General features: G+C 41.9%; 14 protein-coding genes and 1 tRNA gene. 8 read left to right on the forward strand and 7 right to left on the reverse strand.

Annotation, left to right across the window (positions count from 1 at the left end):
* Positions 1-424 precede the first annotated feature (424 nt).
* The 4 genes from ilvC to HHA43_RS13280 all read right to left on the reverse strand — a co-directional run bounded on the left by ilvC (position 425) and on the right by HHA43_RS13280 (position 4,423).
* Positions 425-1,441: a ketol-acid reductoisomerase gene (ilvC, locus tag HHA43_RS01035; RefSeq protein ID WP_004974988.1), complete on the reverse strand. Its 1,017-nt coding sequence runs from the start codon at positions 1,439-1,441 to the stop codon at positions 425-427.
* A gap of 124 nt (positions 1,442-1,565) precedes the next feature.
* Entirely contained in the window at positions 1,566-2,057 is a 492-nt protein-coding gene (gene ilvN / locus HHA43_RS01040) for an acetolactate synthase small subunit (protein WP_004974986.1), read from the reverse strand.
* Positions 2,054-3,781 (reverse strand): acetolactate synthase 3 large subunit, encoded by a 1,728-nt coding sequence (locus HHA43_RS01045; protein WP_019836444.1) that lies wholly within the window; start codon positions 3,779-3,781, stop codon positions 2,054-2,056. The genes ilvN and HHA43_RS01045 overlap by 4 nt, the downstream gene beginning before the upstream one ends.
* Positions 3,782-4,288: 507 nt before the next feature.
* Positions 4,289-4,423, reverse strand: a complete 135-nt coding sequence (locus HHA43_RS13280; protein WP_257222823.1) for a hypothetical protein — start codon at positions 4,421-4,423, stop codon at positions 4,289-4,291.
* A gap of 85 nt (positions 4,424-4,508) precedes the next feature.
* Here HHA43_RS13280 and HHA43_RS01050 point away from each other — a divergent pair, with 85 nt between their 5' ends.
* The 4 genes from HHA43_RS01050 (at position 4,509) to holA (ending at position 9,375) form a co-directional block, all read left to right on the forward strand.
* Positions 4,509-4,874, forward strand: coding sequence for a DUF4124 domain-containing protein (locus tag HHA43_RS01050; protein WP_168541456.1), 366 nt, complete (start codon positions 4,509-4,511; stop codon positions 4,872-4,874).
* A gap of 132 nt (positions 4,875-5,006) precedes the next feature.
* Positions 5,007-7,628, forward strand: coding sequence for a leucine--tRNA ligase (gene leuS / locus HHA43_RS01055; protein WP_168525553.1), 2,622 nt, complete (start codon positions 5,007-5,009; stop codon positions 7,626-7,628).
* 196 nt (positions 7,629-7,824) lie between these two features.
* Positions 7,825-8,355 (forward strand): LPS assembly lipoprotein LptE, encoded by a 531-nt coding sequence (lptE, locus tag HHA43_RS01060; RefSeq protein WP_004974973.1) that lies wholly within the window; start codon positions 7,825-7,827, stop codon positions 8,353-8,355.
* A 21-nt stretch (positions 8,356-8,376) separates the two neighbouring features.
* Positions 8,377-9,375, forward strand: coding sequence for a DNA polymerase III subunit delta (gene holA / locus HHA43_RS01065; protein ID WP_168541458.1), 999 nt, complete (start codon positions 8,377-8,379; stop codon positions 9,373-9,375).
* A gap of 46 nt (positions 9,376-9,421) precedes the next feature.
* On the opposite strand, the gene HHA43_RS01070 is transcribed toward holA, so the two are convergent.
* Positions 9,422-9,871, reverse strand: a complete 450-nt coding sequence (locus HHA43_RS01070; RefSeq protein ID WP_160243533.1) for a bacteriohemerythrin — start codon at positions 9,869-9,871, stop codon at positions 9,422-9,424.
* Positions 9,872-10,285: 414 nt separating this feature from the next.
* On the opposite strand from HHA43_RS01070, the gene HHA43_RS01075 reads away from it, so the two are divergent.
* The 3 genes from HHA43_RS01075 to HHA43_RS01085 are packed head-to-tail and all read left to right on the forward strand — an operon-like array spanning position 10,286 to position 15,075.
* Positions 10,286-11,614, forward strand: coding sequence for an efflux RND transporter periplasmic adaptor subunit (locus HHA43_RS01075; protein WP_168541460.1), 1,329 nt, complete (start codon positions 10,286-10,288; stop codon positions 11,612-11,614).
* A gap of 7 nt (positions 11,615-11,621) precedes the next feature.
* Entirely contained in the window at positions 11,622-13,601 is a 1,980-nt protein-coding gene (locus HHA43_RS01080; protein WP_168541577.1) for a MacB family efflux pump subunit, read from the forward strand.
* A gap of 25 nt (positions 13,602-13,626) precedes the next feature.
* The gene (locus tag HHA43_RS01085) at positions 13,627-15,075 is read left to right on the forward strand and encodes an efflux transporter outer membrane subunit (protein WP_168541462.1); all 1,449 of its coding nucleotides are present in this window, start codon (positions 13,627-13,629) and stop codon (positions 15,073-15,075) included.
* A gap of 97 nt (positions 15,076-15,172) precedes the next feature.
* Here the strand turns inward: HHA43_RS01085 and HHA43_RS01090 are convergent, their stop codons facing one another.
* Positions 15,173-16,441 carry a sensor histidine kinase gene (locus HHA43_RS01090; RefSeq protein ID WP_168541579.1) on the reverse strand — a complete coding sequence of 423 codons (1,269 nt, stop codon included), beginning with the start codon at positions 16,439-16,441 and terminating at the stop codon, positions 15,173-15,175.
* Between the two features lie 814 nt (positions 16,442-17,255).
* Between HHA43_RS01090 and HHA43_RS01095 the strand changes: the two genes are divergently transcribed.
* Positions 17,256-19,487: an NADP-dependent isocitrate dehydrogenase gene (locus HHA43_RS01095; protein ID WP_168541464.1), complete on the forward strand. Its 2,232-nt coding sequence runs from the start codon at positions 17,256-17,258 to the stop codon at positions 19,485-19,487.
* 307 nt (positions 19,488-19,794) lie between these two features.
* Here HHA43_RS01095 and HHA43_RS01100 read toward each other — a convergent pair.
* Positions 19,795-19,881: transfer RNA gene (locus HHA43_RS01100), tRNA-Leu, on the reverse strand.
* Positions 19,882-20,007 lie beyond the last annotated feature (126 nt).

A 20,007-nucleotide genomic window follows, 5' to 3' on the forward strand; every position in this document is an offset into this window, starting at 1 on the left:
TGCGCTTAACTCGTTGTTCTCGTGCATGTTCCATAAAATAAGTCTCTTAAGGTGTAAACTTATTTCAGGACGGGACATTATTTCTTCCATAAAAGCCCTTATATAAAATAAGGGCTTTTCAAGATAAAGATTAAACTAAAACTTAGTTTTTCTCTTTGCCTACAATCTTGTTCGTTTGAATCCAAGGTATGAGCGAATTCAAAGCACTGCTTTGAATGAAGCGCAAGGAGTAAAAACACTGCTTTAGTCGTTTTGAGGCACGTAACTATAAATATAAAAAACCCACTCAAATTGAGTGGGCTTTCACATTCAAATCGACTGATTCGAGAAATTAGTTTTTCTCTTTGTCTACGATTTTGTTTGCTTGAATCCAAGGTACGAAAGAAAAGTAAAGCATTGCTTTACTTTTCTTAAGGCGCGTAACTTAGTTCTTTTCTTTATCTACAATCTTGTTCGCTTGAATCCAAGGCATCATCGCACGTAACTTGTTACCAGTTACTTCAATACCATGTGCAGCGTTTTGACGACGACGTGCAGTCATAGATGGATAGTTCAACGCACCTTCTTGGATGAACATCTTCGCATATTCACCAGATTGAATACGTTTAAGTGCATTGCGCATTGCTTCACGAGACTGTTCGTTAATCACTTCAGTACCCGTTACATACTCGCCATATTCAGCGTTGTTAGATACTGAATAGTTCATGTCAGCGATACCGCCTTCGAACATCAAGTCAACGATCAATTTAAGCTCGTGTAAGCATTCGAAGTAAGCCATTTCTGGTGCATAACCAGCTTCAACAAGAGTTTCGAAGCCCATTTTAACCAATTCAACAGCACCACCACAAAGAACTGCTTGCTCACCAAATAAGTCAGTTTCAGTTTCTTCACGGAAAGAAGTTTCGATGATACCTGTACGACCACCACCTACACCTGAAGCGTAAGAAAGTGCAACGTTACGTGCATTACCAGAAGCATCTTGATGAATCGCGATAAGATCAGGAACACCTGAACCACGTTGGAATTCAGAACGTACAGTGTGACCAGGTGCTTTAGGTGCAACCATGATTACATCTAAGTCTGCACGTGGAACAACTTGGTTATAAAGTACAGAGAAGCCGTGAGCAAATGCTAAAGTTGCGCCTTGCTTGATATTTGGCTCGATTACGTCACGATAAAGTTGTGATTGGAACTCATCTGGAGTCAAAATCATAACTAAGTCAGCTTGAGCAACAGCAGCAGGAACTTCAGAAACTTTAAGACCCGAATTTTCAGCTTTTTTCCAAGAAGCAGAACCAGCACGTAAACCTACAGTTACGTCTACGCCAGAATCTTTAAGGTTAAGCGCGTGCGCGTGACCTTGTGAACCGTAACCAATGATCGCTACTTTCTTAGATTGAATGATAGATAAGTCGCAGTCTTTATCGTAAAAAATTTGCATTGCTGTCTCCGCTAAAATGCTTAGGATTCCTATCTTACTCAAGTACTTGTCTATTCAGTACTTGAGTAAGCTCTCCATCCTTTGAGATGGAATGAATTCGATGAATAAAATTAACTAAATTCAGTTAAATGGTTAAAACTTTTTCGCCACGTGCAATACCAGATACACCTGAACGTACAACTTCTAAAATCGTATTTTCTGCAATCGCATCAATAAAACCGTCAAGTTTTTCAGTTGTACCCGCAAGCTGTACAGTATAAGTGGTCGGTGTAACATCTACAATTTGTCCACGGAAGATGTCTGCTGTGCGTTTAATTTCAGCACGTGCAGCGCCAGATGCTTTTACTTTAATCAGCATCAATTCACGCTCAATATGTGGACCTTCTGACAAGTCGACCACTTTCACCACTTCAACCAATTTGTTTAATTGCTTGGTGATTTGCTCAATTTTATGATCATCACCATACGTGGTCAGTGTTAAACGTGAAAGCGTTGGATCTTCGGTTGGTGCAACGTTTAAAGTCTCAATGTTATAACCACGCTGAGAAAATAAACCCACTAAACGAGAAAGCGCACCTGATTCGTTTTCAACGAGAACGGAAATAATGTGTCTCATTCTGTACGCTCCCCTTTACCTAACCACATATCTTTCATAGATTGACCCGCAATTTGCATCGGATAAACGTGCTCTGTCCGGTCAACCATTACGTTAATGAATACACATTTATCATTAATCGCCATTGCTTCTGTAAGCTTAGACTCAAGCTCATCGGCATGGTTAATCTGAATACCCACATGACCATAGGCTTCCATCAATTTAGGGAAGTCTGGTAATGAGTCAACATAAGAACTAGAGTGACGACCTTCATAGTTCATGTCTTGCCATTGTTTAACCATACCTAAAGCTTGGTTATTCAAGCACAAGATTTTTACGTTTAAACCATATTGCTTACAAGTAGAAAGCTCTTGGATACACATCTGAATTGATGCTTCACCTGTAATACAAACAACTTGTTGATCTGGATAAGCCAGTTTAGCCGCCATTGCATACGGCAAACCTACGCCCATTGTACCCAAACCACCAGAGTTCAACCATTGGCGTGGACGCTTGTACTTATAGTAGTTCGCGCCAAACATTTGGTGCTGACCTACGTCAGAAGTAATGATTGCATCACCATTGGTCACTTTGTCCAATGCTTCAACTACTTGTTGTGGCTTCATGCTGCCATCAGTTGGCTTGTCATATTTCAGACCATGAACTTTGCGCCATTCATTGATCTGATTCCACCACGCAGCAATTGCTTCTGGGTTTGGCTTAGAAACATTTAACTGTTTCAACTGCACTAGCATTTCCTGAAGTACAGGTTCAACTGCACCCACAATTGGAATATGCGCCATGATGGTTTTTGAAATCGTCGCAGGGTCGATATCAATATGAATCACTTTGGCATTTGGACAGAATTTTGCTGGGTTATTGGTTACACGGTCATCAAAACGCGCACCAATACACAAAATCACATCGGCATTGTGCATGGTCATATTGGCTTCATAGGTACCATGCATACCCAACATACCAATAAATTGTGGATCATTGCCCGGGAACGCACCCAAGCCCATCAATGTATTGGTTACAGGGAAGCCCAAGATGTGTGCAAGTTCAGTTAATTGCTCAGATGCATTGCCTTGAACCACACCACCGCCTGAATAAATCACAGGGCGTTTTGCATTCAACAATTCATCAATTGCTTTACGAATTTGACCTGAGTGACCACGATGCGGTGGCTGATACGAACGCATCTTCACTTTTTCAGGATATTCGTAAGCAAATTTTTCCGCTGGGTTGGTTGCATCCTTTGGAATATCAACCACAACAGGACCAGGACGGCCTGAAGATGCAATATAGAAAGCCTTCTTAATCACTGAAGGAATTTCACTTGCATGACGCACTTGGAAACTGTGTTTTACAATCGGACGTGAAATACCCACCATATCGGTTTCTTGGAAGGCATCTTCACCAATTAAGTGTGTTGCAACCTGACCAGACAAAATCACCATTGGGATTGAGTCCATATACGCAGTTGCAATTGGAGTTACTGTGTTGGTTGCACCAGGACCTGAAGTCACTAGCACCACACCAGTTTTACCTGTTACGCGCGAGTAGGCATCTGCCATATGACCAGCAGCTTGCTCATGGCGCACGAGGTAATGATTAATTTTGTCTTGTTGAAAGAACGCATCGTAAATATGAAGTACTGCGCCGCCTGGGTATCCAAAAACATGCTCAACGCCTTCGTCCGCCAATGCGCGAACGAGCATTTCACCACCAGATAAAAGTTCCAACGTGATTCACCCTAGTCTTATCACTGCAAAATGGGAGACACCTGCAGTGTTTTGTTCATTAATTCCTGCACTGTTATAGCACACATATTTCATAGTTTTCATGGCAATAGGAAAAATTTCCGATCTGATTACCGTATAAGCAATATGAGATCTAAAACGTGTTGGGGTAAACACATTTTATAAGCTTTGTTCAGCTTCTCGGCTAGAGAAGTTGCCCATTGCATGACATGACACTTATTCGAAGGGTGATCGATCTAAGGCACATAAAACTAAAGTGTGCATTTTTGTAGTTTCATCGACTAAAGTCAAGTTTAAAAATCGGGTTTTTCTGCTTTATTCATAAACAGTGCATTTTTTAAGCTTTGTGCTGTACTTCACAATTTTCACTCAAATCCAACATTCCCATATAAAACATATAATTTCAGACACTTGCCTTATTTTCTATAAATTTTTCATATCAAAACCATAAAAATAAAAAATAAGTCAAAAAAAATAGACATTGTTTATTTATGAATTGGCTTTAAATTTGACGTCATTTTTAATGAACACAGCACCCTGAGCATCGTCTATTTTTAAAGCCGTTTCGCTCTTCATCAAATAGCGCAGGTTATCGTGTAAAAAAGCCCCTAAAAGTGCTGTCATCCTGACACATCCTTGCTAAAATTTAGACAATTTCATCTTTAGTTTTTTCAGGTCTGCTTTTGCACCTTTACTCAGGACATTTACAATGGAAAACCACGTTCGTCGCTTGAGTTATCTTTCTGCAAGCTTGATGTTAATTTTAGGCACCAGTGCGGTATCTGCAAAACAATACTATAAATGGGTCGATGCAAAAGGTTCGACGCATTACACCACCACACCTCCACCTAAAACTGCAAAAAAACAAGGAAAGGTCGATACCTATGGCTGGAGAAATTCTGCGCCGAACATTCCAAATCAAACTACCAATGCCACGACAGCACCCGCAAATAGCACAACGCCTGCAAATGCTAACAATACGGCTCCCACTCCCGTAATGGATCAGCAGCAACGTGAAGCCAATGATGCTTTGAATAAAGCACAACAAGAACGTGCCAATCCAGCCGTTTTCTAATTTTTAGCCTGCAAAGTATTGGCTACTTAAATTTTCCTGCACAATCCAGCGCGCAAAATTCACTTTTTGCTGCATTTTGCGCTATGCTGTGCAACACACTTTTTTTAACCGTTTATTCCTGATTTTAACCTTATGACTACTCACATTGACCCTGAATATCAAGCCAGTGCGATTGAACCTCAAGTCCAGAATGACTGGGAATCTCGCAAAGCCTTTAAAGTTGCCGACACTGTCGAAGGTCCACATCGTTATATCCTCTCGATGTTCCCTTACCCAAGCGGCAAACTGCACATGGGTCACGTGCGTAACTACACCATTGGTGATGTGATTAGTCGTTTCCACCGTTTAAAAGGCGAAACCGTATTACAACCTATGGGTTGGGATGCGTTTGGCTTACCTGCTGAAAACGCGGCTATTGCCCATCAGGTTGCACCTGCTAAATGGACCTTTGAAAATATCGCCTACATGCGTGACCAATTGAAAAAATTGGGTTTAGCAGTAGATTGGGATCGTGAATTTGCCACCTGTACCCCAGAGTATTATCACTGGGAACAATGGTTATTCGTGCAACTGTATAAAAAAGGGTTAATTTATCGCAAACTCTCGACAGTAAACTGGGATCCTGTCGATCAGACTGTTTTAGCCAATGAACAGGTCGAAAATGGTCGTGGCTGGCGTTCAGGTGCATTGGTAGAAAAACGTGATATTCCAATGTACTACTTCCGTATTACCGATTATGCCCAAGAGTTACTCGACGATTTAGAAACTTTAAAAGATGGTTGGCCGCAACAAGTCTTGACCATGCAGCGTAACTGGATTGGCCGTTCTCAAGGGATGGAAATTACCTTTCCTTCGGCAAATCCTGAAATTTATGCAGATGGTTTAACTGTATTTACCACGCGTGCCGATACCTTAATGGGTGCAACTTATGTGGCTGTTGCCGCAGAACACCCAATGGCGTTAAAAGCCGCAGAAAATAATGAGCAATTGAAAGCGTTTATTGAAGAATGCCGTATGGGTTCTGTTGCAGAAGCTGACCTTGCGACTGCCGAGAAAAAAGGCATGGCAACAGGCTTATTTGTGAAGCATCCTGTGACAGGTAAAGAGTTACCAGTTTGGATTGCCAACTATGTGTTGATGTCTTACGGTTCTGGCGCAGTAATGGCCGTGCCTTCACACGATGAACGCGACTTTGAGTTTGCTAATAAATTCCAATTGCCAATTATTCAAGTGATTGATGCCAAAGGTGCTGAAGATACGGACTTTAACGCAACTCAGTGGCAAGAATGGTACGGCTCTAAAGAAGGTAAATTGGTCAATTCAGGCGAATTTGATGGTTTAGATTTCCAAGCAGCATTTGATGCACTATTGGCAAAATTAGAACCACAAGGTTTAGCCAATGTAAAAGTACAATTCCGCTTACGTGACTGGGGTGTTTCACGCCAACGTTATTGGGGTTGCCCAATTCCAATGATCAACTGTGAAAAGTGTGGCCAAGTCCCTGTTCCAGAAGATCAACTGCCTGTGATTTTACCTACCGATGTTGTGCCAGATGGTTCAGGCAACCCACTCAATAAAATGCCTGAATTCTACCAAACCACCTGCCCTTGCTGTGGTGGCGAAGCACGTCGTGAAACCGACACTTTGGATACTTTTGTAGAATCATCTTGGTACTACGCACGCTATGCATCTCCAGACTTTACTGGCGGTATGGTCAAACCAGAAGCTGCGCAAACTTGGTTGCCTGTAAACCAATATATTGGTGGTGTAGAACATGCGATCCTTCACTTATTGTATGCACGCTTCTTCCACAAACTTATGCGTGATGAAGGTGTAGTTCAAGGCAATGAACCATTCACCAATTTGCTGACTCAAGGCATGGTACTGGCAGATACCTTCTACCGTGAAGCAGAAAGCGGTAAGAAAACTTGGTTTAACCCTGCCGACATCGAACTTGAAAAAGACGAAAAAGGCCGTGTGCTTTCTGCAAAATATATGGGCGATGGTCAAGCGGTCATTGTTGGCGGTCAGGAAAAAATGTCGAAATCGAAAAACAACGGTATCGACCCGCAAGCGATTATTGACCAATACGGTGCAGATACTGCACGTGTGTTTATGATGTTCGCAGCACCACCTGATCAGTCTTTAGAATGGTCAGATGCAGGTGTAGAAGGTGCTAACCGCTTCTTAAAACGTGTATGGCGTTTGGCGGCAGGCTTCCTTGAAAAAGGCAGCAATGCAACGACTATTGAAAGCAGCAAACTTGCCACAGCAGCGCAGGACTTACGTCGCAAAACCCATGAAACCATTCAAAAAGTGGGAGATGATATTGAGCGTCGTCATGCATTTAACACTGCAATTGCAGCCTTGATGGAACTCTTGAATGCGTGCAACAAGTTTGAAGCACAAGATGAACAAGACCTTGCCGTTGAACGTGAAGCGATTGTGACTTTATTAACCTTGCTTGCACCTTTTGCACCACACTTAAGCCAAACCCTATTGGCACAGTTCGGAATTGAGTTAACTTCAACCCTCTTCCCAACCGTAGATGAGTCTGCATTAACCCGCAATACTCAAACGATTGTGGTACAGGTAAATGGTAAATTACGTGGCAAGCTTGATGTAGCAGTAGATGCATCTAAAGAAGACATTCTTGCACTTGCCAAAGCCTTACCTGAAGTACAACCATTCTTGACTGGGCCAACCAAGAAAGAAATTGTGGTACCGAATAAGTTAGTGAATTTGGTGGTTTAAGTGCTTTTAAACCTCCCTTTTTTAAAGGGAGGTTTGGAGGGATTTTATAAAACAATCCCCCTAAACCCTCCTACAAAAAAGGAATTAAAACAATTTCCAAACAAAGCCCGTTGTCAGTCAATGGGCTTTGCACCTACAATCAAGATATTCTCAACTTCCGCTTTTAAACTTTCAAGAATATTACAGAGGACAGCACATGCACTTTAGCCAACGTCTAGCAGTCATTGTTTTAACTTGTGGACTCAGTGCTGGCTTAGTCGGCTGTGGTTTTCATCTTAAAGGCACCAATCCAAGCATTGCACCTGTGGCTTATTCAAAAATGAGTCTGGCTTTACCGAGCAATGCTGAAGAATTAGAAGAAAAACTTTCCATTCACATGGGTACAGCGGGCGTACAACTCAGCAATGACCCTAATGCCTATGTACTGCGTGTACTTGACTATACGCCACGTCGCTTGGAATTGAATGGCAAACTGGTAGAAACCTTATTACGTTTGAGTGTGACTTTCCGTATTGAAGATGCGCAAGGCAACCCGATCACCGAACCTCGTACCGTCATGGCAACGCGCAGTTATCAATACGATGTCGCAACTGTGAATACCGATGATCAGGAACAAAAATTCTTAAAAGAAGTCATTATTGATGATGTAGCACAGCAAATTGTGCGTCAAATTTCATCTAATCGTTTACCTTTGGTCAACCCACCTGTGTATTCAAACCCTAAATAAGTTTTCGAGTGCGAATTTTTTATGAAACTTGACTATCTACAAGCCTTAAAACGTGTTGATGAAGCACGCGGTGCATGGATTTTGCATGGTCAAGAACCCTTACTCGAACAAAACTTGCTGGATGCTTTTCGTGCCAGTTGGCAAAAACAGGATATTGAACGTCAGCGTTATGATTTAAATAGCGTTAGCGATTGGAAAAATGTATTCAATGCCTTAAACAGTCTGTCACTGTTTTCGAGTCAATTGGCGGTTGAAGTACACGGCAATATCAAGCCTGATGCCAGCACACTAAAACAACTGAAAAGCTATATTCAGCATAATGAACAGAACTTACTGTTGATAGTCATGCCTAAACAGGACAACAACAGCTTAAAATCCAGTTTTTTCCAGTTAATTGATGCCAACGGGGTCAATGTTGCGCTGACCGCCAATTACCCCAAAGATCGACTGCAAATTTTAGCCTTAGAAGCAGAAAAATTAGGTATCCAATTAGGGCATGATGCATGGCAATGGTTAGAGCAGCACCATGAACACAACCTTTTGGCTGCAAAAAATAGCTTGATGCGGGTGAGTGATACCTTTCCTGAAATTCAACAGATTCAAATTGAACATTTACATGCTTGCCTGCAAGATCAGTCCCGTTACAGTACGTATGATTTAAATGATGCTTTACTGGCAGGCAATCTGGCGCAGTCCATGAAAATTTTTCAATACTTAATCGCTTCGGGCGAAGCCATGAGTTTGATTTTATGGAGCATCAGCAAAGAAATGCGTCTACTGATGCAACTATTTGAGCAACCGCAAAATGCCCTGCAACTCGGGATTTGGAAAAATAAAGTCAGTGTTTATCAACAGGCCTTACGGCGTTTAAACCCAAACTGTTTTTTGCACTGGCCAGCTTTATTATTACGCATTGATGCTGCAATTAAAGGGATGTCCAAGGAAAACCCTGAACATCTGGTGCTTCAAGCGATCACTGAACTGTGCGGTAAAACCCTGTTTGCGACATCACCTGCCTAATATCTTAAGTCAATTTTTGATTTAGGCGGTTGGTGAAAACTAAAACCTAGCTAAAGAAACGCGCAAACCAACTTTTACCTTTCTTTTGTTCTTGCGAACGCAAATAATGCAGCATATTGTCACGCACAGCATCGACATAGTCCTGATCATCATGCTGAATATGGTTAATTAGCCATTTAGACAATAAACGATACAAATCATTTTCTACCGATTCGCCATTAGCAAAACGCTGACGGCAATCATTCAGACGTTTCACAAACAATTCATGAATACCGCGGTGCGAAGGCAAATATTGATAATTCACCTGCGCCAATAAGTTTTCTTCAAAACTAAAATGTGATTGTGTGTAATCAATCAAATCATCTAAAACTTCTTTAATTTGTTCACGCGCACCTGTGGCCCGAATTTTTTCTAGCGCATTAATATAGTCCAAAATTTGACGATGCTGATTGTCAATCACATCAATTCCAATATTAAACTTCTCACTCCATTCCATGATTTACCCCTCAGATTTTTTGATTAAAGTCGTGTTTTATCGCATCATCCCGATGCCGTATTATCCTAATGATTAAAGCCATAATTATTTTATGGAATTCGATACTAGCTGCTTTTAATTTTTAAATCCATATAGAAAATAAGGTTTTTTAATCCTCTTAGACCATAGTTGTAGTTTCAACTAAATTTTCATTAGAATTCATAAAAATATCATAAAGATGAACTAAAATAGTGCTGGGGTAAATTGACTTAAATTAGGGCAAATTTATGTCACTGTGTGATGCAATTAATAAGCACTTCAATTACCTTAAAGTCAGATAATAATTCTCATTTGCAATTTCTTTAAAAAATTCACAATTTATCCTTATTTCGCTTCTATAATTCCCTTAATTTCTTTTTCTGCTTTTTTTGACTCATGCCAAAAATAAAATCGACCAAACTTATTCTGGGAATTGTGATTGCCTGTTTAGTTGCACTTGCAGCATGGTATTTTTTCAAACCAAAAACAGAGCAGCCGCAATACATCACCGCTGAAGTCAGCCGTGGCGATATTGAAAGTGCGGTTTTGGCAACAGGCGTACTTGAAGCCACCAAAATGGTCAGTGTCGGTGCGCAGGTTTCAGGTCAGGTCAAAAAAATGTATGTCGAATTGGGTGATCAGGTCAAACAAGGCCAATTGATTGCCCAAATTGATTCGGTACGTCAGGAAAACGAATTTAAAACCGCACAAGCCAGTATTAAAAATCAGCAGGCACAATTGGCAGTCAGACAAGCCAATCTCGCCAAAGTCGCAGCAGAATATCAACGTCAACAAGCCATGTATGCTCAAGATGCCACTTCACGCGCTGAACTGGAAAGTGCTTTAGCCAACTATAAAACGGCACAAGCCGAGATTGCTGCAATCAATGCTCAAATTGAACAGTCCCGCCTAACCTTAGACACTTCTAAAGAAAATTTAGGCTATACCCAAATTCTTGCACCCATGGACGGCACTGTGGTGGCGATTGTGACCGAAGAGGGTCAAACCGTAAACGCCAACCAAAGTGCACCCACCATTGTCAAACTGGCTAAATTAGACACCATGACTGTAAAAGCAGAAATTTCTGAAGCAGATGTGATGAAGGTCGAAGAAGGTCAAACCGTTTATTTCACCACTTTGGGCAACAGTGAGAAAAAGCATTACGCAGCCTTACGCCAAGTTGAACCTGCACCAAAATCTATTAATACCGAAACCAGTAATAGTAGCTCTTCTTCATCTAGCAATGCAGTGTATTACAACGCCTTATTTGATGTACCCAATGAAGATGGCAAGCTGCGCATTAACATGACAGCACAAGTGTCGATTGTATTGGCCGAAGCACGTAACGTACTCACAATTCCAGCTGCTGCCGTGCAAGGCTCCAATCGCTCACGTGGTCGTAGCAACAATGCAGACACACCTGCACGTACTGAACACAACAAAACAGATGAAAATACCTCAAACCGCCCTGCCCGCTTAGAACTCACGGCCAATGAAAAAGCACTTATAGATCAAGGCAAAGCGTCTTTAGGCACAGTACGTGTTTTACAGGCTGATGGTTCAGCCCAGCCGCAACCTGTATTGCTCGGGCTAAACAACCGTGCAACCGTACAAGTCATTCGCGGCTTAAAACTGGGTGATCAAGTGATTATTGCAGATGGTTCTGATACATTGAACGATGCAGCGAAACGTAGTGGACGTGTTGGCCCTTCGGTGAGAATGTAATATGAGCATGCCGCAGCACCAAACACAGCCACTCTTAGCGGTCAAAGACCTGACCCGAGAATTTCCTGCTGGTGAATCGACCGTACAAATTCTTAAAGGGATTGATCTGGAAATTTACCCAGGTGAGTTGGTTGCTATTGTGGGGCAATCGGGTTCTGGTAAATCCACGCTTATGAATATTCTAGGCTGCCTTGACCAACCTACTACAGGCAGCTACAAAGTTAAAGGACGCGAAACCCGACAGCTCGAAGCCGACGAATTGGCACAACTACGGCGTGAGTATTTTGGCTTTATTTTCCAGCGCTACCATTTATTGGGTGATTTAAGCGCTGCGGGTAATGTCGAAGTTCCCGCAATTTATGCAGGTGCCGATGCCGCAGAACGCCAAGCACGTGCTACCGCATTGCTGAGTGATTTAGGCTTGACAGATAAAACCCAGAACAGACCGAGTCAACTTTCAGGCGGGCAGCAGCAACGTGTGTCCATTGCTCGCGCCCTGATGAATGGCGGCGATGTGATTCTAGCCGATGAGCCAACAGGTGCACTCGACAAGAATAGTGGTATTGAAGTCATGCGCATTTTGCGTGAACTAAATGCCAAAGGTCACACCATTATTTTAGTCACACATGACCACAATGTCGCCAAAAATGCCACACGGATTATTGAAATCAGTGATGGTCTTATCGTTTCCGATCAACCGAACACACCTACCGATCAGGAACAGATTGCTCAACAAACGCTGGAACATCCACCACAAAAAAAGACCTCAGCTTGGCGTTCTGCACTAGACCGCTTAGGCGAAGCTTTCCGCATGGCATTACTGGCCATGAATGCACATCGCATGCGTACTTTTTTAACCATGCTTGGCATTATTATTGGGATTGCCTCGGTCGTGTCAGTGGTGGCACTAGGCAATGGTTCACAAAAGCAGATTTTAGAAAATATCAGCAGTTTAGGCACTAATACCATCACCGTATTTCAGGGGCGAGGTTTTGGAGATACTTCTCGCTCCTCTCAAGTCAGAACACTGGTTCCTGCCGATGCCGATGCTTTAGCAGAACAGCCCTATGTAGATGGTGTCAGCCCTTCAGTCAACAGCAATGTCACAGTACGTTTTAAAGACACGGAAGCCTCAGCCACAGTCAATGGAGTTAGTGAAGACTTTTTCTATGTACGTGGCATGAATTTTCAGTCTGGGCAACCGTTTGATAAACACAGCGTAATTGAACAAGCCCAAGATGTGGTGATTGATCACAACACAAAAAATACGTTTTTTAGTGATGGCAGCAATCCTGTCGGGCAAGTGATTTTATTGGGCAGTGTGCCAAGCCGTATTATTGGAGTGGTAGAAGAACAAAAAAGCATGATGGGCAGTTCTGACAGCTTAAATGTGTATTTACCTTACTCGACCGTAATGAGCCGCATGCTAGGTCAAAGTCATGTACGCAGTATTATTGTACGTGTGAAAGATGAATACCCTAGCGCTGCAGCAGAAAATGCCATTTTAAGTCTATTGGTTCAGCGACATGGCGCACAAGATGTCTTTACGCAAAACTCTGACAGTATTCGTGAAACTATTCAGCAAACTACAGCCACCATGACCCTGCTGGTTTCTGCAATTGCTGTGATTTCCTTAGTGGTCGGAGGAATTGGTGTAATGAATATTATGCTGGTTTCTGTCACAGAGCGTACACAAGAGATTGGGGTGCGTATGGCCGTAGGTGCACGACAAAGCGATATTTTGCAGCAATTTTTAATTGAAGCAATTTTAGTCTGCATTTTAGGGGGCGTTTTAGGGGTATTACTGGCTTTAGGCATTGGGCAAGTGATTAGCCATTTTGCAGGCGGTACTTTTCAAATGGCGTATTCAACCACCTCTATTGTTGCAGCCTTTGTCTGCTCAAGCCTGATTGGTATTGTGTTTGGTTTTATTCCTGCACGTAATGCCGCACAACTCAACCCTGTCGATGCACTCTCTAGAGAATGATGCGGTCTTAGAATAAGGAACTCTCATGCAATTAAATTCCAAAGCACGAACATTCAGCCAACTGGCAACCGCACTACTTTTGGGCAGCAGTTTGGTGGGGTGTGCCGCAGTGGTCAAAACCCCTTACCAAGCCCCTGCTGTTGAAATTCCAAGCCAATTTGAACAACAGCGCCTCAGCAGTCAGCAAATTCATAGCCAACTGAACACTGACCGTTGGTGGACGTTGTTTAATGATGCCGCCTTAAATCAACTTGTTGAGCAAGTACTCGCACAAAACAGTGACCTCGCTGTTGCAGGGCTGAATTTACAGCAAGCGAGATTACAAGCAAAACAAAGCCAGAGTCAGCAAGGCGTCCGAATTGGCACTGCAGGAATTTCCACAGGACATCAAATTAGCCTAGACGGCGATGGTGACCGTACCCGTGGAATCTCATTGAACTACCCAGGGCTAAGCTATGAATTGGATTTGTTTGGCAAACTGGCCAATCAGACTGAAGCTGCACGTTGGGAAGCCCTAGCCACCGAACAAGATTTACAGGCGACTGCCCAAGGTTTGATTGCAACCACTGCCAATTTATACTGGCAATTGGGCTATTTAAATGAACATTTAACTGTCGCACAGCAAAATTTGGCCAGCACTGAAAAAACCTATCAATTGGTCAATGCACAATACCGTGCAGGCGCTGTCTCTGGTTTAGATTTAACGCAGGCAGAACAAGCCTTACAAAGCCAAAAAGCCACACTCAGCCAAATAGCGCAGCAAAAAGTAGCAACTCGTACTGCTTTGGCGGTCTTGCTCCATCAACCTGTGCAAATGCTAAACATTGCAGAACCCAAACGCTTAGGTGCCATTAGCCTACCTAAAATTCATGCAGGATTACCTGCGGAGCTTTTATCCCGCCGCCCAGATTTAAATGCTGCGGAGCTTCGTTTACGCAAAGCACTGGCCAACAAAGATGCCAATAAAGCCAGTTACTATCCATCTATTAGCCTAACTGGCACACTCAGTACAGGTGTTGGTACTGGTGCACATACTTCTTTAAGTGATGCGCTCAAGAATCCAATTGCTACTTTAGGTGCAGGGCTAACACTGCCGTTTTTACAATGGAACGATATGCAGCGTGATTTAAAAGTCAATGCGCTAGAATATGAAAAAGCCATTGTGCAATATCGACAAACCTTGTACCAAGCCTTTGCTGATGTTGAAAATGCCTTGTCTGCACGCTCTGAATTAGATCGTCAGGTCAATTTACAAATGCAGAATTTACTGTTGGCAGAGAAAACGGAACGTCTGACTGAAGTCCGTTATCGCCACGGTGCGATTGCTTTAAAAAACCTTTTGGATGCTCAAGCCACAACACGGAATGCGCGTTTAAACCTATTGCAAACCAAGCAAAATCAATACAATGCTTATGTAACATTATTACAAGCCTTAGGTGGTAGTCCATTGCAGCAATTGCCACAACAGCCATAAATATTATTCAGCATCGCTTTAAAAACCAAAAAGCCTGTCAGTGCATAATGCCACCGACAGGCTTTTTAAAATATGTTCAGCAAATTTAGATTGTGACTTAAATTTTCTCTGAAAGTATCGCTTCTTTGCTTAAAACCTGATGCGTACTGGTCGCCACGGGTAAACTCACTTTAAAGGTTGTACCCTCGCCTTCTTTAGATTCCGCCACAATTTGTCCATGGTTTAAATCGACAAAGCGCTTACACAAGACCAAACCTAAGCCCGTGCCTTTTTCACCCGCAGTACCTTTAAAGCTTACAGTGAGTTTTTGTTCAAACAAGTTTTCCAACTGCTGTGGGGTCATACCCAAGCCTGTATCACGAATATAAATATCTACACTCGTTTCAGTCGCCTGCACGCTTAAAATGACTTTGCCAGTGCCATCTGTACTGGTAAATTTCAAAGCATTAGACACCAAGTTTTGAATCACCGAAGTAATCATGTTGATGTCTGCATAGACTTTTATGCCTTCATCCACCTGATCAATGAGCTCAATATTCTTTTTAATGGCTAGACTTCTTAAAACATCACAGACAATTTTAGTCGATTGCTTCAACTCAAAATTGATTGGATGGTAGACAAATCGTCCACCTTCAGCCATTGCCCAGTTCAACAGACTTTCCAATAAATTGTAGGTCGATTGCGCGGTATCAAATAAATAGTCCGCAATATTTTGAATACTCGAATCATCCAAAGTTTCACGCTCTTGCGCCAAAACTTCAGAAAAACCCAATAAACCATGAAAGGGTGCACGCAGGTCATGCGCAATAATTTGGAAAAACTTTGTTTTACTAAAATTTAAAGCCGACTGCTGTTCGTACAGTTCTTTTAACCCAACATAATCAACTTTTAATTCAATATAACGCACCAAACCTGCTGCGAACTCGGCAACCGTGGGTACTGCACCCAAACTGAATTCATCTTGATGATGATCAAACAACAACAGCTGACCAATCGATTCACCATCGGTTTTAAGCAAGTCCAAGGCAATTAAGCGTTCAGCCTCTATACCCAAACTTGCAATATGCTGCACAAAGTTAGCATATTGCGGATGCTTGGGTTCAATCAATTGCTGACCCTGAAAGAATGCACCTAGCTGTGCATTTGGATTGGAATGAAAAGCTTTAAAAGTTTCGTGACTAGAATACCAAATATAAGGTTCATTGCGAAAGGTTAAAATAGCATGCTCAACCTGCAACATTTGACGGGAAAATTTCATAAAGCCATCAATTTGGTTGGCTTGCGTATGCACCCCCAATAATAATGACAGTGTGCAAGCACTCAGCTGTTCCGTTTCAGGACCAATTTCAAGCAGCTGTATTTTCATTTTTGCCTCGTGCATGATTATCCTTAAAGATAGGCATTCGATTTTGAAATAAAGAAATAAAAAATCACCAATCTAACTTTTTTCATTAACAAATTTTAACACAAAGTACAAGTATTAAAATCATTTTATTGAACAAAAGCAGTTTAGACATTTAGTTGTTAATGTTTTCGTTATTGTTCAGACAATTTAAAGTCTGTTCATGTGCTGTATTTGTGTTCTAAAAACTGACTGTGCGTGATTATAGATAGAGCCAATTCCAATAAAATAGTCATAATTTGTTAACTTTTATAAACTTTTTACATATAAGTCAGACCTTTTATGTGTGTATAAGCTATAGCAACCTCATACACCTTTGCAAAGTTACAAGATTTTACGTCATCACCAATATTAAACTTAACTTATAAATGCTTGATAATTTTACAAAATAAGCTGTGTAAATATGTAACAAGGCTCTTTCTATCGGTTATTTTTCAAACATACGACTTAAGTCGAACAATCATCTTATTAATTTATAATAAAATAACAACTACTTTTGATGACCTGATCATCATTTATACGATTTGGCTCGTATTTCCATCGTAAATACCGAAGACGGGTTTTATGTTCGGCATTGAGCAAACTTTGCATAAGATTCGGCACATGCTCAGCACAAATGCGACACATCATTTCGTAGCGAAATGTCGTTATCACAGGATCTACGTTGACTGAAATACACGGAGAGTCGATACTCTCAAGGTTAAATTAAGCAAATCGGTTCGCAGGAGCTGAGTCTAAATCTGGCTCCTAAAAACTTAATCAAAGCAAGGGGCTATATATGGCTGGTGGAAAGTCAAAAATCATTTATACACTGACCGATGAGGCGCCGCTACTGGCGACTTACTCGTTGCTGCCGATCATTGAGACCTTTACCAAACCTGCGGGCGTTGAAATTGTCAAAACTGACATTTCTGTTGCTGCACGCGTACTCGCTGAATTTTCAGATTACCTTAGCGAAGAACAAAAGGTTGCCGACAACCTCGCAGAGCTCGGACGTCTCACGCAAGATCCAGATACAAACATCATCAAACTCCCAAATATCAGTGCTTCAGTTGCGCAATTGGTTGCATGTATTAAAGAATTACAGGCAAAAGGTTTTGCGATTCCTGACTATCCTGAAAACCCAAGCACTGAAGAAGAGCAAGCACTTCGCGCACGTTTTGGCAAATGCTTAGGTTCTGCAGTAAACCCTGTATTACGTGAAGGTAACTCAGACCGTCGTGCACCTGCTGCTGTGAAAAACTATGCGAAAAAACACCCGCACTCTATGAGCGAGTGGAAGCAATGGTCTCAAACGCACGTTTCACACATGGATGAAGGCGACTTCTACCACGGTGAAAAATCTATGACTTTAGACCGTGCACGTAACGTAAAAATGGAACTCGTCACTCAGTCTGGTGAAACCATTGTACTGAAAGAAAAAGTTGCGTTACTTGACGGTGAAATCATCGATTCAATGTTCATGAGCAAAAAAGCACTTTGCGACTTCTATGAAAAAGAATTAGATGATTGTAAAGAAGCAGGCATTTTGTTCTCTTTACACGTAAAAGCGACCATGATGAAGGTATCTCACCCAATCGTATTTGGTCACTGTGTAAAAATTTACTATAAAGAAGCGTTTGAAAAACATGGTAAATTGTTTGAAGAGCTTGGCATTAACGTAAACAACGGTATGGCTGGTCTTTATGAAAAGATTGCAACCTTACCAACTTCTTTACGCGAAGAAATCATTGAAGATTTACACGCTTGCCAAGAACACCGCCCTGCGCTTGCAATGGTAGATTCAGCGAAAGGCATCACCAACTTCCACTCACCAAACGACGTAATTGTTGACGCATCTATGCCTGCAATGATTCGTGGTGGCGGTAAAATGTGGGGTGCTGATGGTAAGCAGTATGACTGTAAAGCAGTAATGCCAGAATCTACGTTCGCACGTATTTACCAAGAAATGATCAATTTCTGTAAGTGGAACGGCAACTTTGACCCACGTACCATGGGTACTGTGCCAAACGTTGGTTTGATGGCGCAAAAAGCTGAAGAATACGGTTCTCACGACAAGACATTTGAAATTCCTGAAGCTGGTATTGCCAACATCACTGACCTAGAAACAGGTGAAGTGTTGATGACGCAAAATGTGGAAGAAGGTGATATCTGGCGTATGTGTCAGGTGAAAGATGCACCAATCCGCGACTGGGTTAAACTTGCAGTTACACGTGCACGCAACTCAGGCATGCCTGCAATTTTCTGGCTTGACCCATACCGTCCACACGAAAATGAATTGATCAAGAAAGTACAAAAATACTTGAAAGATCACGACACCACAGGTCTAGACATTCAAATCATGTCGCAAGTTCGTGCAATGCGTTATACGCTTGAGCGTGTTGCGCGTGGTCTAGACACCATTTCTGTGACTGGTAACATTTTACGTGACTACTTAACTGACTTGTTCCCAATTATGGAGCTAGGTACATCTGCGAAGATGCTTTCTATTGTTCCATTAATGGCAGGCGGCGGTATGTACGAAACTGGTGCGGGTGGTTCAGCACCGAAACACGTACAACAGTTGGTTGAAGAAAACCACTTACGTTGGGATTCATTAGGTGAGTTCCTTGCACTAGCTGTTTCTTTAGAAGAAATGGGCATTAAAGAAGACAATGCAAAAGCAAAACTTCTTGCTCAGACTTTAGATGCAGCAACTGGCAAGCTTCTAGACAACGATAAATCTCCATCACGTCGTACTGGCGAGCTGGACAACCGTGGCAGCCACTTCTACCTTGCAAAATTCTGGGCAGAAGCGCTTGCAAACCAAGACCAGGATGCTGAGTTAAAAGCTAAGTTTGCACCACTTGCAAAAGCTTTGGCAGATAACGAAGAAAAAATCGTGGCGGAACTTGCAGAAGTTCAAGGCAAATCGGTTGATATCGGTGGTTACTATGCAGTTGACCAAGCTAAAGTGAATGCTGTTATGCGTCCAAGCGCAACATTCAACGCAGCACTTGAAACTGTTTAATGCTATGACCCAGCACTGATTCTATTCAGTGCTTGTTCTACAAAAAACCAGTGTGTAAACACTGGTTTTTTTGTTATAAGCAAACTAATAAAGATTCTGAAAAGTTAGCTATATCCTCAAATATATCTTTATTTCTTATTCTGTCTGCTCATTCTGATTCATGAACCAAGAAAGTTAAATTTAAGTAAACCACTACCTTCTTTTAAAAAATTTGAGAATATTCAAATAATTGACCGACTTCCAAACAATTTTCCAGACAATAAAAAAGCCCCCAAGTCTGAATATGCTTGAGGGCTTTTCTTTTATATGGTCCCGAGGGTCGGACTCGAACCGACACGTCATCTCTGACAGCGGATTTTGAGTCCGCCGCGTCTACCAATTTCACCACCTCGGGTAGGTGTTGATGGGTATAATAAACTTTTTTGACGGCTTGTCAACGCAAGTTTTTTGCAATTGTTTAAAATTAAATCAGCTGTCATTTTTTTGATTTATAATCGACCAATTTCATCTATAAAACTTA

It is taken from the genome of Acinetobacter sp. A2 (genome assembly GCF_012371325.1).
GTDB lineage: Bacteria > Pseudomonadota > Gammaproteobacteria > Pseudomonadales > Moraxellaceae > Acinetobacter.

Coding starts and splice junctions, on each gene's coding strand:
- HHA43_RS01070 (WP_160243533.1), bottom strand. CDS start 9,871: ATGGAATGGAGTGAGAAGTTTAATATTGGAATTGATGTGATTGACAAT.
- HHA43_RS01075 (WP_168541460.1), top strand. CDS start 10,286: ATGCCAAAAATAAAATCGACCAAACTTATTCTGGGAATTGTGATTGCC.
- HHA43_RS01090 (WP_168541579.1), bottom strand. CDS start 16,441: ATGAAAATACAGCTGCTTGAAATTGGTCCTGAAACGGAACAGCTGAGT.
- lptE (WP_004974973.1), top strand. CDS start 7,825: ATGCACTTTAGCCAACGTCTAGCAGTCATTGTTTTAACTTGTGGACTC.
- HHA43_RS01050 (WP_168541456.1), top strand. CDS start 4,509: ATGGAAAACCACGTTCGTCGCTTGAGTTATCTTTCTGCAAGCTTGATG.
- HHA43_RS01085 (WP_168541462.1), top strand. CDS start 13,627: ATGCAATTAAATTCCAAAGCACGAACATTCAGCCAACTGGCAACCGCA.
- leuS (WP_168525553.1), top strand. CDS start 5,007: ATGACTACTCACATTGACCCTGAATATCAAGCCAGTGCGATTGAACCT.
- ilvC (WP_004974988.1), bottom strand. CDS start 1,441: ATGCAAATTTTTTACGATAAAGACTGCGACTTATCTATCATTCAATCT.
- holA (WP_168541458.1), top strand. CDS start 8,377: ATGAAACTTGACTATCTACAAGCCTTAAAACGTGTTGATGAAGCACGC.
- HHA43_RS01080 (WP_168541577.1), top strand. CDS start 11,622: ATGCCGCAGCACCAAACACAGCCACTCTTAGCGGTCAAAGACCTGACC.
- HHA43_RS01095 (WP_168541464.1), top strand. CDS start 17,256: ATGGCTGGTGGAAAGTCAAAAATCATTTATACACTGACCGATGAGGCG.
- ilvN (WP_004974986.1), bottom strand. CDS start 2,057: ATGAGACACATTATTTCCGTTCTCGTTGAAAACGAATCAGGTGCGCTT.
- HHA43_RS13280 (WP_257222823.1), bottom strand. CDS start 4,423: ATGACAGCACTTTTAGGGGCTTTTTTACACGATAACCTGCGCTATTTG.